Annotated in this window: 15 protein-coding genes and 1 pseudogene; 5 read left to right on the top strand and 11 right to left on the bottom strand. The window is 45.6% G+C overall.

The genetic code is table 11. The features are described 5' to 3' along the window. On the top strand, positions 1-223 hold a 223-nt coding region (locus IQ219_RS07525; protein ID WP_194072220.1), incomplete at its 5' end, for a DUF29 domain-containing protein. Here IQ219_RS07525 and fmt read toward each other — a convergent pair. Further along, positions 224-1,231: a methionyl-tRNA formyltransferase gene (gene fmt, locus IQ219_RS07520; protein WP_194072219.1), complete on the bottom strand. Its 1,008-nt coding sequence runs from the start codon at positions 1,229-1,231 to the stop codon at positions 224-226. It abuts the gene before it with no gap. 332 nt (positions 1,232-1,563) lie between these two features. Here fmt and IQ219_RS07515 point away from each other — a divergent pair, with 332 nt between their 5' ends. Next, positions 1,564-2,043, top strand: coding sequence for a nucleoside deaminase (locus IQ219_RS07515; RefSeq protein WP_194072218.1), 480 nt, complete (start codon positions 1,564-1,566; stop codon positions 2,041-2,043). Here the strand turns inward: IQ219_RS07515 and IQ219_RS07510 are convergent. After that, entirely contained in the window at positions 2,040-2,699 is a 660-nt protein-coding gene (locus tag IQ219_RS07510) for a hypothetical protein (protein WP_194072217.1), read from the bottom strand. The two genes, IQ219_RS07515 and IQ219_RS07510, sit on opposite strands and share 4 nt — an antisense overlap. Positions 2,700-2,817: 118 nt before the next feature. Here IQ219_RS07510 and accC point away from each other — a divergent pair, with 118 nt between their 5' ends. Further along, positions 2,818-4,164 (top strand): acetyl-CoA carboxylase biotin carboxylase subunit, encoded by a 1,347-nt coding sequence (accC, locus tag IQ219_RS07505; RefSeq protein WP_190596469.1) that lies wholly within the window; start codon positions 2,818-2,820, stop codon positions 4,162-4,164. Between the two features lie 2 nt (positions 4,165-4,166). On the opposite strand, the gene IQ219_RS07500 is transcribed toward accC, so the two are convergent. Continuing rightward, complete coding sequence (locus IQ219_RS07500) at positions 4,167-5,228, bottom strand: Mrp/NBP35 family ATP-binding protein (RefSeq protein ID WP_194072216.1); 1,062 nt, start codon at positions 5,226-5,228, stop codon at positions 4,167-4,169. A 220-nt stretch (positions 5,229-5,448) separates the two neighbouring features. Here IQ219_RS07500 and IQ219_RS07495 point away from each other — a divergent pair, with 220 nt between their 5' ends. Both IQ219_RS07495 and IQ219_RS07490 read left to right on the top strand, forming a co-directional pair. After that, the gene (locus IQ219_RS07495; protein ID WP_194072215.1) at positions 5,449-6,735 is read left to right on the top strand and encodes a pitrilysin family protein; all 1,287 of its coding nucleotides are present in this window, start codon (positions 5,449-5,451) and stop codon (positions 6,733-6,735) included. Positions 6,736-6,752: 17 nt separating this feature from the next. Then, a complete protein-coding gene (locus IQ219_RS07490; protein ID WP_190596476.1) occupies positions 6,753-6,911 on the top strand; it encodes a DUF2256 domain-containing protein in 159 nt (52 codons plus the stop codon). Here IQ219_RS07490 and ribD read toward each other — a convergent pair. The 8 genes and pseudogenes from ribD to IQ219_RS07450 all read right to left on the bottom strand — a co-directional run. Beyond that, positions 6,856-7,968 (bottom strand): bifunctional diaminohydroxyphosphoribosylaminopyrimidine deaminase/5-amino-6-(5-phosphoribosylamino)uracil reductase RibD, encoded by a 1,113-nt coding sequence (gene ribD, locus IQ219_RS07485; RefSeq protein WP_194072214.1) that lies wholly within the window; start codon positions 7,966-7,968, stop codon positions 6,856-6,858. The two genes, IQ219_RS07490 and ribD, sit on opposite strands and share 56 nt — an antisense overlap. Before the next feature lie 98 nt (positions 7,969-8,066). Then, complete coding sequence (locus IQ219_RS07480; RefSeq protein WP_194072213.1) at positions 8,067-8,705, bottom strand: class I SAM-dependent methyltransferase; 639 nt, start codon at positions 8,703-8,705, stop codon at positions 8,067-8,069. A 261-nt stretch (positions 8,706-8,966) separates the two neighbouring features. After that, positions 8,967-10,085: a hypothetical protein gene (locus IQ219_RS07475; protein WP_194072212.1), complete on the bottom strand. Its 1,119-nt coding sequence runs from the start codon at positions 10,083-10,085 to the stop codon at positions 8,967-8,969. Positions 10,086-10,244: 159 nt separating this feature from the next. Then, positions 10,245-10,337 carry a type II toxin-antitoxin system HicA family toxin gene (locus tag IQ219_RS20505; RefSeq protein WP_368667586.1) on the bottom strand — a complete coding sequence of 31 codons (93 nt, stop codon included), beginning with the start codon at positions 10,335-10,337 and terminating at the stop codon, positions 10,245-10,247. Positions 10,338-10,446: 109 nt separating this feature from the next. After that, positions 10,447-10,650: a type II toxin-antitoxin system HicB family antitoxin gene (locus IQ219_RS07465; protein WP_190596487.1), complete on the bottom strand. Its 204-nt coding sequence runs from the start codon at positions 10,648-10,650 to the stop codon at positions 10,447-10,449. Between the two features lie 172 nt (positions 10,651-10,822). After that, the gene (locus tag IQ219_RS07460; protein ID WP_194072211.1) at positions 10,823-11,995 is read right to left on the bottom strand and encodes a hypothetical protein; all 1,173 of its coding nucleotides are present in this window, start codon (positions 11,993-11,995) and stop codon (positions 10,823-10,825) included. 10 nt (positions 11,996-12,005) lie between these two features. Continuing rightward, positions 12,006-13,079: a hypothetical protein gene (locus IQ219_RS07455; RefSeq protein WP_194072210.1), complete on the bottom strand. Its 1,074-nt coding sequence runs from the start codon at positions 13,077-13,079 to the stop codon at positions 12,006-12,008. Positions 13,080-13,083: 4 nt separating this feature from the next. Continuing rightward, positions 13,084-14,972 (bottom strand): annotated as a pseudogene (locus tag IQ219_RS07450) (hypothetical protein); the annotation flags it as partial.

Below are 14,972 nucleotides of genomic sequence, written 5' to 3'. Positions count from 1 at the left end.
CTCCCGCAGTTGGCAAGTAACCATTCAACGGGAACGGAATAATATCAGTTTCTACCTTAAAGATAGCCCCAGCCTACGGCGGTATTTGACGGATGGGTGGCTGGGGGAAATTTATGGCAATGCCAAGCTAGAAGCATTCAAAGAAACCGGGTTAGACTTTCCGGCGGCTTGTCCCTACGACATTGGGGAAGTGTTGAATCGTGTTGTTTCCCTAACTGATTAATTATTGATGGGCATTGGGCAGACCAAAAGCTCTGATGTCCCGGTTCCCATTGATGAAATCCCAACCGCTTTGGGGCTTTTTGCCTGGGGGCTGGACTTGTTCCAATAATAGGTGCCCGTTGCCAGTTTGTAGAATGGGACCCCAATTCTTAATGGTGCCGATAATTTGCCCCGGCGAGCCAGGCTCGAAGGAACAATGGTTATAGGCTTTGGCTAAATCTTGATATTGCTCTGGCAAGAGGGGAAAGAACTCCTTCACCAGGGGAATGGTGCTAATTATTTTCAGGGTCTGTTCGCCCCAAGCTGTGTGGCAGGCCGGCGCAAAACCCCGCACTTGGTTATGGATTTCTATGGCGCTCCGGTGCCAGTCAATAACAAAATCGGCTTTTTTCAGCAGAGGGGCATAGGTGGCTTCCGTTTCAGCCTGGGGAGTGGGTTGCAGTTTGGCTCCATCTAGTTCCCGGAGGGTTTGCACCAACAATTCCGCGCCTGACTTGGCCAACCGATCGCCGATCGCCGTTAGATTATCCAGTAAACCGATGGGGGTGGAAGTTTTTAGCAACATGGCCCCGGTGTCCATGCCTTCGTCCATGAGCATGGTGGTGACACCAGTTTCCGTTTCTCCGTTGGCGATCGCCCATTGCAGGGGGGCCGCACCTCGATATTTGGGTAGTAGGGAACCGTGGACATTAATACATCCCAGCCTGGGCATGGCTAGAATTTCCGGGGAAAGTAATTGTCCGTAGGCCACCACCACAAAGAAATCGGCTTGGCAATTTCGTAATTTTGAGAGGGTTTCCCCGCACCTTTTCACCCGTTCCGGCTGCCATACAGGAATACCGGCTTGCATGGCCACTTCCTTGACCGGAGAAGGGATTAACTTACTGCCCCTCCCCCGTCGGCGATCGGGCTGACTAACCACCGCCAACACGTCCATATCCGGTTGGTTTAAAACAGCATTGAGGGTAGGAACAGCAAAATCCGGTGTGCCAAAGAAGACAATTTTCATTGCAAAATATCAAAGAAATAGCTCGGTTCCCTAGGGCTTTAACTACCAATTACCATGGCTTTATCGCCCCAAGAGTCTGCTTATAAAGTTCTAGCCTGCTCCTAAATCTCCCAATACTGGGGGACTTTAAAGTAGTTTCCCCCAAAAGTTGAGGGGCTAGGAGAACCCTTAAAACAGTTTCTAAAAAGTGTGAAGAATTGTAAGAAATGCCATTCTTCCCCAGCCGTTGCCATGGATTAAAAGTACAATTTGTACCAGTAGTTGACGGCATGGGCAAAAGTCAGGAAACAACCCATCGGACTAAATTTACCCCTTTAGAGGATATAGCCAGAATGGTTACTGAACAAGACCGTGAGTACATGCGCCAGGCGATCGCCATTATGCGGGATGCGGGGGTGGTCAACAAGACTGGTGGCCCCTTCGGCGTAGTCATAGTCAAGGATGGAGAAGTAATTGGGGCGGCGGGTAACAGTGTAATCAAAGATAATGATCCGTCTGCCCATGCGGAGGTAAATGCCATCCGTCAGGCCTGCCAAACCGTGGGCACCTGGAATTTGGCAGGGGCGGTGATGTATAGCAGTTGCGAATGTTGCCCCATGTGCTACGCCACCAGCTACTGGGCCAGGATTGACAAAATTTACTACGCTGCCGGTTGGAGCGATTTTGAAGATCTTTTTGACGACAGCAATATCAGTAAAGATTTGGCAAAACCTTACCCAGAAAGACTATTAGCACCGGAGCAAATTTTACAGGAAGAAGCTCAAGTGGTTTGGGAGGAATTTCGTCAGTTACCGGACGGTGCCCGCTACTAGCTCAATCGACTGAAAATTACCCGAAAAAACTGTAATAGCAAAAGTAGAGCAAGGATAATGGACGCCAACGCCAAAGATTGCTCTTTTTTTGTGCCTTGCCCCTCTAGCCAACGTTGATAAATGCCGCTCACCCAGGGCACCGCAAACCAGCCTGTGATAGCCACGCTGCAAAAGTTACTGAACAGCATCCAGGTGGGGAAATCAATCAAATCTGGCTTATGGAGCAACAAATTAAGCCCCATAACAGTGGGGTAAAGTACCAATAAAACCAACAGGTTTATTTTCCAGACGGGGGATGGCTGGCTCAGTTTTTGCTTTAACCAACGGCTGTAACCTTCCGTATTTACTTTGCCTTTAAACTCATAACCAGCATTTTCTTCTAGGTAAATTAACTGTCTTCTTTCTGGGCTATCTAGCCAACCGATAAAATTTTCCAGCGTGTCAAAGCGGATCACTGTTTCCGCTACAAAAATGCCCCCTTCCGAGCGTAATTCGGTGGATTCACTGCTAATGTAGCCCGGATATTTTTTTTCTAACTCCTTTAATTGTTCCTGACACTCCAGAAAAATTTGCTGGTGCTCTGGGGTGACCCGGTGGGCAAAATGATACTCAAAATATTCATCAGCGGCTTGGTCTGGCGTTGGTGGAGATGTCATGGGCAATGGGGATGGGGGCGCGGGGTCAGTATATCGGCGATCGCCTAGTCAACAAAACCCGATATTCTACTAAAAGACTAAACACATCGTTTTACCAACGCTAGAGCTGGGTGGGCCAATGCAATTCGCCAAAATTTTAATTGCCAATCGGGGAGAAATCGCCTTACGCATCATTCACAGTTGCGAAGAATTGGGCATTCCCACCGTGGCAGTCCACTCCACCATCGATCGCCACGCTCTCCATGTACAACTAGCCAACGAAAGTGTCTGCATTGGGCCGCCCCCCAGTAACAAAAGCTATCTCAACATTCCCAATATTATTGCCGCCGCCCTCACCCGTAACGCCACTGCCATTCACCCAGGCTATGGCTTTTTGGCGGAAAATGCTCGCTTTGCCGAAATTTGCGCTGACCATCAAATTACTTTCATTGGCCCCAGCCCAGAAGCCATTACGGCCATGGGGGATAAATCCACCGCTAAAAAAACCATGCAAAAGTCCGGGGTGCCCTGTGTGCCCGGTAGTCCTGGTTTGATCGATTCAGAAGCAACGGCTCTAAAAATTGCTGCAGACATTGGTTACCCAGTGATTATTAAAGCTACGGCCGGCGGCGGTGGTAGAGGCATGCGCCTCGTCCAGCAAGAAAAAGATTTCGTGCGAATGTTCCATGCGGCCCAGGGGGAAGCAGGGGCGGCCTTTGGTAATCCAGGAGTTTACCTAGAAAAATTTATCGAAAAACCCCGCCATATTGAGTTCCAAATTTTGGCCGATAGCCATGGCAATGTGGTGCACCTAGGGGAAAGGGATTGTTCCATTCAACGGCGGCATCAAAAGTTACTCGAGGAGGCCCCCAGTCCCTTTTTGACCCCTTCCCTACGGAAAAAAATGGGGGAAGCGGCAGTGAAAGCGGCCAAATCTATTAACTATGTTGGAGCCGGCACGGTGGAATTTCTGGTGGATGGCAACGGCAATTTCTACTTTATGGAAATGAACACCCGTATCCAGGTGGAACATCCGGTGACGGAAATGATTACCGGCTATGACCTGATTGCGGAGCAGATTCGCATTGCCATGGGGGAAAAACTCCGCTTCCGCCAAGGGGACATACAAATTCGGGGTCACGCTATCGAGTGTCGCATTAACGCCGAAGATCCCAAACAAAACTTCCGGCCCCATCCTGGCAAAATCAGTGCCTATCTGCCCCCCGGTGGCCCTGGGGTACGGATCGATTCCCATGTGTACACCGATTATGAAATTCCCCCCTATTACGACTCCCTGATTGGCAAGTTAATTGTCTGGGCTGGCGATCGCCCTTCGGCCATCAAGAGAATGCAGAGGGCGTTGCGGGAATGTGCCATCACTGGAGTACCCACCACGTTAGAGTTTCACCAGCGCATATTACAAACCCCAGCTTTTCTGGCCGGGGATGTGTACACCAATTTTATTGAAGAGCATTTAACGCCCTAATTTTAAACCAGGGCGGCCATGGAAACCTTGCCAGCAATTTGCTTGGCGATCGCCGTTAGGGCTTTAGCAGAAGCCGATTCAGGTTGGGAAACCACAATGGGAATGCCCTTGTCTCCCCCTTCCCGCAGGCCAATTTCCAAGGGCACACAGCCCAACAGGGGCACATTCAGTTCTTTGGAAGCTTTTTCGCCGCCGCCGGAACCAAATAAATCGTATTGGCGATCGGGCAGATCCGGGGGAATGAAATAGCTCATATTTTCCACAATGCCCAACACGTTCACCCCCATCTGTTGGAACATCTTCAGACCCCGGCGAGCATCCAACAAGGAGACGGTTTGGGGCGTGGTGACAATGACAGCGCCGGCCATGGGCACCGATTGGGTCAGGGTAAGTTGGGCGTCCCCGGTACCAGGGGGCATATCGACAATTAGGTAATCCAAAGCTCCCCAATTGACTTGGTAGAGGAACTGACGAATAATGCCATTCAGCATGGGGCCTCGCCAGATTACTGGTTGATCGGGGTCAATTAAAAAGCCCATGGAAACCATTTTGATGCCATGGTTAAAAACTGGCTCTAACACTTCCCCTTGGGGACTGTTTTGTACTTGCACCGCCGCACCGCTCAAGCCCAACATGGTGGGGGCATTGGGACCATAAATATCTGCATCCAACAGTCCCACTGTAGCGCCGGTTTGGGCCAGGGCTACCGCCACATTCACCGCCACTGTGCTTTTTCCTACCCCTCCCTTACCGCTGGAGATGGCAATAATATTTTTCACCTGCCCCACGGATTGGCGATCGGGCAAAGATTTTTGTTGGGGAGTTTCCGCCGTCACCGTTACTTCTACCTTTTCCACCCCGGGCAAGGTTTTAACCGCTTTTTCGCAATCCTCCACAATGAATTCCCGCAACGGACAGGCCGGTGTGGTCAACACCAGGGTAAAACTAACAGTGCCCCCGGCGATCGCCACATCTCGGATCATGTTCAGTTCCACCAAGCTTTTTTGTAGTTCGGGATCTTGAACGGGACGGAGCACGGTTAAAACGGCATCGGTGGTTAACATAGTGACAATTGATGACAAAAATTGGGAGAATTCTCTGAGGGATTACAGTCTGCCCCTTGATCTTAAAGGTTTTTGGGCAGGTTCCGGCCAGACAGACCCCAGGGATAGGCAAGCTTCACCATTGACTAACCCCCCGACAAAGTCAGGAAAATCCCCCCCAAACCTAAGCATTGTGTCAGAGTGGAAATAGACATAGAGCAAACCCTATCCGTTTCCCTCCATGACCCCCAGCCTATTGCCTCCCCGCCTCAATCGTCCCCACATTGAAGTGTTGCCCAATGGTTTAACCATTATTGCGGAGCAGATGCCGGTGGAAGCAGTGTCTTTTCAACTCTGGTTGAGGGTGGGTTCCCGTTGGGAAGGAGATGACATTAATGGCACAGCCCATTTTTTGGAGCACATGGTGTTTAAGGGCACTCCCCGCCTCGCCATGGGGGAATTTGAGCGGACCATTGAATCTAGGGGAGCGGGCACCAACGCCGCCACCAGTCAGGATTACACCCAGTTTTACTTCACTTCAGCTCCCCAGGATTTTGAACATTTAGCCCCTTTACAGTTGGATGTGGTGCTTAATCCCACCATTGCCGATGGGCCGTTTGAGCGGGAACGGTTGGTGGTGCTAGAAGAAATTCGGCGATCGCAGGATGATCCCCAACGGCGCATTTTTCAGCAGGTGGTGCAGTTGGCTTTTCCCCACACTCCCTACGCCCGACCGGTGCTGGGGGCGAGGGAAATTATTACCCATCTCCAAGCTCAACAGATGCGGGATTTCCACGCCCATTGGTATCAGCCCCAGGCCATCACTGCCACTGTGGTGGGGAATCGCCCTGTAGCCCATCTAGTGGAAACGGTAGCCAACAGTTTTGCCGATTGTTACCGGGTGAAATCCCCTTCCCAAACCTTAACGCCGCCGCCGGTCAATATTCCTCCACCTTTTACTAAGGTGGAAACAACCACTGTGGTAGATAAAGCTTTACAACAGGCCCGTCTAATTTTGCTTTGGCGATCGCCGGGATTAGACCAGTTTGAGCAAACCTTACCCCTGGGAGTATTGGCGGTGATTTTGGGTCGGGGGCGAGTGTCCCGTTTGTTTCGGGAATTGCGGGAAGAAAAGGGTTTAGTAACGGCGATCGGGGCCAGCAATTCCACCCAGGCCACCCAGGGCATGTTCTACATTTCAGCCCAGTTACCGACGGAAAATATTCCTACCGTGGAGCGGTGCATCCTAGACCACATCGAGCGATTGCAAAATGAACCGGTACCAGAGAAGGACTTAGAACGCATCCGCACCCAGGTGGCCAACCGCTTTGTTTTTGGCAATGAACGCCCTGGCGATCGGGCTAATTTATATGGCTATTACTACGCTCAAATTGGCGATCTAGAACCGGCCTTGACCTACCCCGAACAAATCCAAGCCCTGACGGCAGAGGATTTACAAAGGTCTGCCCAAACCTACCTTTCCCCCACCGCCTATGGCAAAGTGGTGGCTCTGCCGGAACCACTATAGGTTTACCCATAAAAACCATGGCCCACCGAGGTAACAAAGCCCATCTGCCCAGTAAAATTTGCCCTGTTTGCCAACGGCCCTTCACTTGGCGCAAAAAATGGGCCAGTTGTTGGGACGAGGTTAAATATTGCTCTGACCGTTGCCGTCGTCAGCGTTCCCAGCCAGATAACCCGTAAATAACCAATCGGGTCCGATCGCCTGGCAATGGAGATTAGTTAGATTTAATGCTTGGGTCATGCGCTGGAAACCCAATTCCCCCACTGGGGTCGGAGCCATGCCACCACCAATAATTTTCGGGGCGAGAAAAGCATGAACTTTTTGCACTGTCCCCATGGCGATCGCCTCGGCCGCTAGGATGCCGCCACATTCCCACAACACTTGCAGACAATCCCGTTGGTATAACTCCGTCATTACTGCCAGGGGAGTTAACGGATCCAAGATCAGAGTCTCTACCCCCAATTTTTCCAGATGGCTGAGCATATTGTGATCACAGGTTTTGGTCGTCACCACCAAAGTCTTAGCAATCTCTTGATGCCATAACTGGGCTTCCAAAGGTAAATCCAAGGTGCGACTCAGCACCACCCGCAAAGGATTCACCTCCCCCACTCCATGGGTGGTTAATAAAGGATTATCCCGCCGCACCGTATTGCCACCAATAATCACCGCCTGACAATGACTGCGTAATTGATGCACCCAATGGCGAGCAGCTCCACTGGTGACCCAACTGCTGTGGCCCTGGGCCGTGGCAATTTTTCCGTCCAACGTCATGGCGTATTTGAAAATGCCAAAGGGTCTCCGGTGCTGGATGCGAAAACAAAACGCTTCATTTAAGCGCTGGCAAGCTTCTTCTTCCACCCCCACTTTCACCTCAATGCCAGCCTGTCTCAAGCGACTAATGCCCTTACCCGCCACCAACGGATTGGGGTCCACCATGCCCACCACCACTTTAGATATCCCCGCTTTGATAATTGCTTCCGTACAGGGGGGAGTGCGACCTTGATGATTACAGGGCTCCAAATTGACATATAGAGTGGCACCCTTGGCCCGATCGCCAGCTTCCCAGAGGGCAAAAATTTCTGCATGGGATTGCCCTGCCTGGGGATGGAAACCTTGGCCGACAATTTGATCTCCCTGGACAATGACCGACCCCACCAAGGGATTAGGGGCCGTTTTGCCGATCGCCGTTTTTGCTAGGGTCAAGCAACGACGCATATGGGTTTGGTCTGAGATCATGGCGCACTAGGAAGAAGGAATTTAATCAGATTTGCGTAAAATTTGCTCAACTTGCAACCAGGCATAGACGGTGAGGCTGCAATTATTCTTCCTAGCTATCAATGGAGGTTTTTGCCTGACCCCTTCTGGAAAATCACCGATAAATTATTGGCCGGCATGGCGATAACAGCCTGATTGTGTAGATTCCTTTTTTTTGCTGCTTCAATCACATCTTCGAGCTGCCTCAAACCCCAGGCCGGATTCCGACTCCGCAAAGATTGGTCAAACGCTTCATTACTAGGAGCAGTGGTTACACCATCCTGGCGATAGGGGCCGTAAAGATAGAGTCTGCCGCCCGCCGGTAAGATGCGTTCCGCTCCATTCAGTAAACCTAAACAAGACTCCCAGGGGGAAATGTGGATTAAGTTGATTGCCATCATGGCAGTGATAGGCTCCGGCAAAATTTCTGCTTCCACCGGCCACGGCGATGATTGCACATTTAAGTCCAACGGTGGCTGTAAACTAGCTAATCCCTGGTGTTCCTGCCAGGCGAGAATACTTTCCCGACAAAGGGGATCAGGATCGGATGTTATCCACCAGCGGGGGGAAAATAGGGGCGCAAAAAAACAAGCGTGTTCCCCGGTGCCACTGGCAATTTCCAAAATACTGCCCTGGGGAGGTAAATACTCCTGCAAAACAGCGGCGATCGCCTCTCGGTTGCGTTGGGTAGCGGGGGCATACTGACGGCGATCGGTCATGGTGAAGAAAGCAAAAATTTGACAGGAGGTAGGGATTGGCGAAAACGGGAAATAAACTATTCCTAATCCATTATGGTGACATTTTTGGGTTCCTCTGACCCAATAAAAGGCTAAATAGAAGCGGTACAGAAGCCATTGCCATTGAAGTAAAGAGTAAGTTGGATCTTGATAATGTGGATGATCACCTGGAAACATTAGCCAAATTTAAATATTAATTCTCAACCTAAAGCTTGGTGGTTTTTAGTGGGCTAAATAGGATTATTAATCTAAAGAAATCCAATGGCCATTGAGCCTTTGCACGATCACCGTTGCTTCTTCATAACTTTTGGTAATCGCCCAAGTGTGGTGGGTTTTGCCGTTACTTTCCCGCAGATAAATCTGATTGGGTAGCAGGGGATGGTCAGCGGCGGTGCGGAGATAATCCTTGTTAAATTTGCTATGGGATTGGGAATAAATAGACGTATCCCAGGGCACCCCCCGGTCCCAACCTGGCACTACCAAAGGATTAGAGCCTAATAAAATCTGGCATGGTACTAGCATGGGGCCTTTATAAATGGCATAGGCGATCGGCATACAAGTGTTAATTGCTAAGGTTACTAATTCGCCATATTTTTGCATCAATGATTGTTGCCAATATTGGGTAATCAAAGTGAAATCTAGCCCCGCTGTTCCCCTTATATCCAATAGCTTATTGAATTTTTCATATTCTTTTCTCACTGTGCTAATCTCCTGTTGCCAAGCATATTCCAATGGGCATTGACCAAAAATGATTTTTCCTGGTTTGAGTAATTTCCACTTTTCGCCAATTTTTAAAACGTCTAGCTTTGCCGGTGCTTGCAGGGTAAATTGATAATTCTCTGCTGGGCTCTCGTTAATTGCCCTAAATAGTTTGGCAAAGCTGGTCAAGGAACTAAAACGGCTGAAGGATTCGGGACGGGGAAATAGGAAAAATCCTTGATTTTTGAGTTGCATTACCCAAAAGTTACCAACATTATTTTTTTCCACAACATCTGCTTGGTCAGTTAACAGAGAAACCCGCTGACAATAAACTTCCAATATTTGCGGAGTTTCGTGGTAGATATCAATAATTTTACTGATGGGCAAGTCCAATAAAGGAGGCGGCTGTTCGATTATTAAATGGGGATAGGCGTCGGCGGCAATGACAGTAGGTCGGCTAACCACAGCTTCAACCTGACTGATCTTTTGTTTAAGGGCTTCTATTTCTTTGACTAAATCAGTGTTATTTTGGACCTGGGCTTCATTCTTTTTCTGTGCTTCAAAAAAACGTAAAGCCGCAAACTCTTGTTGTAGTTTAAGTTGGTTTTGCTCCAACTGAATCAATTTGGCTTTATTTAATTTATCCGGTTGATTGCTAGCCATATTGTTTAATTCGTCTCTTACTACTAACAATTTTAATTAAACACGTTCTTTTCGAATATAGTCACCTAATCATAATTAATTGTCCTGTTCATTTATCGATTGAATTTAATTAAGTATAAAAAATGTATCTAAATGTTTAAAATAATGAATTTTCAGTGTTTATAGATCGCTTTCTGATAAATTGGCTTGTTTCATAAAATGACGAAGTAATCCTATTTTTAAATCTTGATTCCCATGGATAGGCACAGAAATTCTTTCATTTTGACCTTCCTTTTTATAAATATGATGACTGCCATTAATTCTGACTAAGACCAGCCATTACTCTCTAAGATTTTGGCGAATTCTTTGCCAGATAATGATTTCATATGGCAATTTCCATGATTCGAGTATTCTTAGAATTTTCAGGAATCTCTAGTTCGACGGATAAACAGCCTTCAACTGCCTCATATAGATTAGTTAATAATTCTTCAAAGTTTTCTCCCTGAGTAGCACAGCCTGGAATCGCGGGTACCTCAGCCCAAAATCCTCCTTCTTCAGCTTGATGGACAACAATCTTTAATTTCATAAAATCCTCTCTTCTGTAAGGTTTTCTTAATTGTAGGTTAATAAAATTTTCCAGCAATGGAAATAACTATAGTTAATGGTTGATTTTTTCAGCTGAATTAGCTTAGCTTGATTTAATTCATCCGGATGATTACTAGCCATATTGTTTAATTTATCTCTTACTGTTAATAATTTTAATTAAACACGCCCTTCTCGACCATTCGCCAACGGCGATCGCCTACTAGGATGAGTTTAGCGGGCTTGACTAATTTAGGGTTTTGTAAATTAGAGTAGCTGTCAAAAAAGGAATTGTTAGCCAGTAGTCTTTGCCAGCGGCTCAGCAACAGATTCGGAATTAACCAAATTTCTTCCCCAATGGTAAAGGCTAAATAGGAAGCTTGCCTCTTTTCTCCTTCTTCAAATTCCTGGCGATCGCCAAGACCAAGATTTCCTGCTTTGCCATGGATAACACTTGCTGTGGGCTTAAGATATTGAAACTGGGACGGATCATCAAAAAAAGCCTTATTGCCCTGGTTAAAATTAGTGATGCAATATTCTAAACTTAATCCTAAAGGTTGGCTCAAGTCTTCAATGTTCTCTTGATCAGTGTTTACATTGTTTTTGATTTGGGTAAAGTCATTTGCTAAGAAATGACTATATACATCTGCTTCAATAATTGAATTTGGTGTATTTTCTTCGGCTTCATCTGGCAAATCAATGTCAGTTTGGGTGACATTAATAACTTTTCGTTTTGCACGGCCATTAACCCTAGAACCCTTAAGTTTTTTTAAAGTTTGACTTCCTATTTGCTTGAGAGATTTATTTTTACTAGGCTTAGTCGAAAGATTATTCAACAAATCAACTGCCAACTTGCCGATGATAATGCTCAAACCGATGGCCCCAGCAATAAACCAATAAATTGCAATGATTAAATCTTGATTTTTCTGAGCACCAATTTCAGTGGTGGTTTCTGCCCTACTCGAATTTACTGTAGGAGTCGGCGTCGGAGCAATGGTTGGACTGATCGGTTCATCTGGATAATAGGGAAGATTATTAACTTGGCTTTCTCTTGGTTGTAAACTAATCCAACCCCTTTCATCTACGGAAAAAGTGACAATTTCATACCAGCAAAAGCCATCATAATATTTCGGATATATGTCGGATAACGAAAATCTTCTACCGGCGGGGATTTCAGCAATAATTTCACCATTGATATTGGGAATGTCGTAAACATCCAAATTAAAATCAGAAAATGACATCTGATAATCCCTCATCAATGGACAAGGATTGTTTTCCTGGACATTAACCGGTTGAATGCTCCAGATTATTGGAATAGCAAGAATAGGAATGTATTTAAAGTTTAACATTGATCCGAAATCAATCAAACCTCCCAGACTTGATCAATCGCCAAATATCATTTCCAGTATTTTCTATCATTGCTGGTTCAACCAAAACATAGCTAGAATCGTCCCATTCAAAAATTTTATTATCATCATTAGTTATTACTTGCTTCCAACGTTTATTAAACAAATTTGGAACTATATAGGTGTTTTGATCATCAAGTTTAAACCCAATATAAGAAGCCTGGGCTGTGTTGTCCGATGCCCTTTCAAATTCCACTTTTGCTGAAGCATTAATATCGACACCCTGACTCCCTAAATTGGTAGCAGAAGTCGGCTTTAAAAAGAAAAATAAGTCATTATTAAAGTGGCTTTCATGGCCCTTATTAAAATTCTCTACAATTATACTTAAAGTATCTGAGGGAGAAATTTCTACTTTCCCTGGAAAAGCTGACCCCCTTGCTGGGTCATAATTATAGTCGTTGTAGTCAGATGCACTGTCCCATTCCTGGCCATACTGTCTTGATGGTTGAGACGTTGACCGGTTTGATCTTAGTTGAATAATCCCCATCTCGATTTTATTCATCTCCCGAATTATTTTCTCAAGTTGACGAGATAGATTATCTGAATAATTTTTGACTACTGAAAGATCACTGGCTATTTTGTCCTGATAACTTTTAGTCAATGCGTAATTTTTCTTGATTTTTTCTTTTAGTTCCTGCAACTTTTTATCCAGCCACCAGACATATAAGCTCAGTAAAATAAACAGCAATAAAAGTGAGACTAAATAGGGAGCTTTAAACTTCATTAGCCCTTTCCAAATTCCAGCAATTGTTGAAATTGCTCTATTTTCTTTAGGTTGAGAATCACTACTTATACCCAGATACGCGGTTATTAACAAGGAATTATTTCGAGTTATCCGTAAAATTGTTTCACTTTGATCTATTGCAAACTCAGTTCTATTTGTTTGATCATCTGTGCCAATGAAATATGGATTTACTCGCTGATTTGGTTCTGGTTGATCTATCAAAGCTTGTGCTAAAGAACAATAATTAAATACTGTCAAATTACAAAGCACAAAAGTGTGTATAAATTTGTTAATAATTTTCATTTATTTAACCTACAGTTTTAGACCATTGTTCGGCGAGAATAGCAATAAAACATTTAAAAATTATTAGAAATGGAGGATCAATTTCAAATTCTGATGTAGGCCCTACTTTCCTTAAGCAAGCCTGTTTAACTTTCGCTTCTAGCAATATACGGAAGTCGCTATCCATACTAAAGAGACCGCCCTGATTGAAGTTTCTGAGCTGATCAATTTCTTGGATAGATTCTTCTCGTAAGATGTCGTTAAAATTCTTCAAATATTCTTCCAGTTGATCATAGGTAGTGATTTCAAAAGAATTAATTTCTTCCCAGCCACGATCTAAAACATTCAAACGGTCACTAGAAGTAAAAGCTTCTCCATTTATGAGACATTTTTCTCCGGTAAAAGGATAATCTTTTTTCTTACTTAAAAAACCACTTAGCTTAGTCCCTTCTGATGATACGACTAATCCACCACAAGCTTCTTCCTTAGGTTGAGGGGAGAGAGTTAATAGGTCAGGATTTTTATTTAGATCAGAAGCTCGCATCAGGATACCACAGGCTAGATCGTTAATTTCCGAGTTTTGGGTATAGACACCACTAGGAGTCAACCAATGCAAGAAACGAGATCCGTTGCCTCCCATTAAAATTGACGTAATGATACTAGAGTCATTAAAAAGTTTCTCTTTCTTTAGTTCTTTTTGTATCATCCCTAAATAGTGGAAAAGTCCACCGAAGGATAATGCTAGCAAAGTGCGAAACTGACGATTACGAGGCTTATCTGCATTCATAATGTAGCCTTCAGATAAAATTCTCTCTGAATTAGCTCGTAGATAAATATCCAAAGAAGCATTAAAGTTACGCTGATTTCCCAACACTTTAGCCACTGATTTTCCTGCTTCTGGAGGTAGACCAAAAATGTCACCAATAAAGGCCAGATTAGGCTCTAAAATGCTGTGAAAAATATCCCTTCCCGCATAAGGAACTGATGCTTGATGAACCAGTTGATTATCTTGCCAAACGGAAATATCCGATGTACCTCCGCCAATATCCACACAAGTAGTATAAATTAAATGCTTACTCAAAACATCGCCAAAGAATTGTGCAAAGGCAATGCTTTCTGTTTTTATACTCTGTCCCTGTAAATTATGATTTTGATTTGAAGTTATATCTAAATCTTTTAATACCTGTTGCCAAGCTCCGTTATATCGATTGATGTCCATGGGGGAAAAAGCGGACGGATAAGATACACTCCATTCAATGTTGCGGACTCCTTCCAGGGCGGCTTTAGCAGAAATCATTCGCACCAATTGCCCCAGGAAAGGTCGCTGGTATTGCACCTGTTTCCACTTAATATTGGTCTTGATATATTCCTTGTCAAACTCATACTTGTCCAGGCGGGGAACATAAATGCGGGCATTGGTAATTAAATTGGGAATTTCCCCTTCACTTTCTGCCCATCCTCTGGTTGTTAGCACCGTTGACATGGGAGGATTTTTTCCTTCTGGTAAAAGCAGATCAGGAATGAAGAACTCTCGATAAATTACTGTTTGAATATCCTCCAGACTATGGGTAATTTTGAGCAAATTAGTTTGTAACTGTAATCTTTCTGGGGCGCCGCTGGAGCCTTTCCGCACATAAACATTGGTAAACGAAGTACCGAAGTCGACTCCCACTGTCCAAGTGGTCGCATTACCCCCCTGGGCTTTGGGCACCCGCAGAGGAATCAAACCCAATGGTTGGGCATTTTTATCGATCGCCAGGAGGACATCAGGGTAGGCATCACATTTCCAGTACTGGTAACTTTCCTGGCCCGATCGCCGACTTTCTGACTGGGCATTGGGGGTAGGTTGATCCACCCGAAAAGCCAACTCGCCGTATTCTTCTGTAGTTTCCACCAGGAGGAAATACTCCTGTC

The organism is Synechocystis sp. LEGE 06083 (assembly GCF_015207725.1).
Taxonomy (GTDB): domain Bacteria; phylum Cyanobacteriota; class Cyanobacteriia; order Cyanobacteriales; family Microcystaceae; genus Synechocystis; species Synechocystis salina.
Note: the sequence above shows the minus strand (reverse complement) of the source record. Positions and strands in the feature narration are given on the sequence as shown.

Excerpts from the sequence above, each read along its gene's own strand:
- IQ219_RS07515 (WP_194072218.1), top strand. The coding sequence starts at position 1,564 with ATGGTTACTGAACAAGACCGTGAGTACATGCGCCAGGCGATCGCCATT.
- accC (WP_190596469.1), top strand. The coding sequence starts at position 2,818 with ATGCAATTCGCCAAAATTTTAATTGCCAATCGGGGAGAAATCGCCTTA.
- IQ219_RS07455 (WP_194072210.1), bottom strand. The coding sequence starts at position 13,079 with ATGAAAATTATTAACAAATTTATACACACTTTTGTGCTTTGTAATTTG.
- IQ219_RS07490 (WP_190596476.1), top strand. The coding sequence starts at position 6,753 with ATGGCCCACCGAGGTAACAAAGCCCATCTGCCCAGTAAAATTTGCCCT.
- IQ219_RS07460 (WP_194072211.1), bottom strand. The coding sequence starts at position 11,995 with ATGTTAAACTTTAAATACATTCCTATTCTTGCTATTCCAATAATCTGG.
- IQ219_RS07480 (WP_194072213.1), bottom strand. The coding sequence starts at position 8,705 with ATGACCGATCGCCGTCAGTATGCCCCCGCTACCCAACGCAACCGAGAG.
- fmt (WP_194072219.1), bottom strand. The coding sequence starts at position 1,231 with ATGAAAATTGTCTTCTTTGGCACACCGGATTTTGCTGTTCCTACCCTC.
- IQ219_RS07465 (WP_190596487.1), bottom strand. The coding sequence starts at position 10,650 with ATGAAATTAAAGATTGTTGTCCATCAAGCTGAAGAAGGAGGATTTTGG.
- IQ219_RS07495 (WP_194072215.1), top strand. The coding sequence starts at position 5,449 with ATGACCCCCAGCCTATTGCCTCCCCGCCTCAATCGTCCCCACATTGAA.
- IQ219_RS07500 (WP_194072216.1), bottom strand. The coding sequence starts at position 5,228 with ATGTTAACCACCGATGCCGTTTTAACCGTGCTCCGTCCCGTTCAAGAT.
- IQ219_RS07510 (WP_194072217.1), bottom strand. The coding sequence starts at position 2,699 with ATGACATCTCCACCAACGCCAGACCAAGCCGCTGATGAATATTTTGAG.
- IQ219_RS07475 (WP_194072212.1), bottom strand. The coding sequence starts at position 10,085 with ATGGCTAGCAATCAACCGGATAAATTAAATAAAGCCAAATTGATTCAG.
- ribD (WP_194072214.1), bottom strand. The coding sequence starts at position 7,968 with ATGATCTCAGACCAAACCCATATGCGTCGTTGCTTGACCCTAGCAAAA.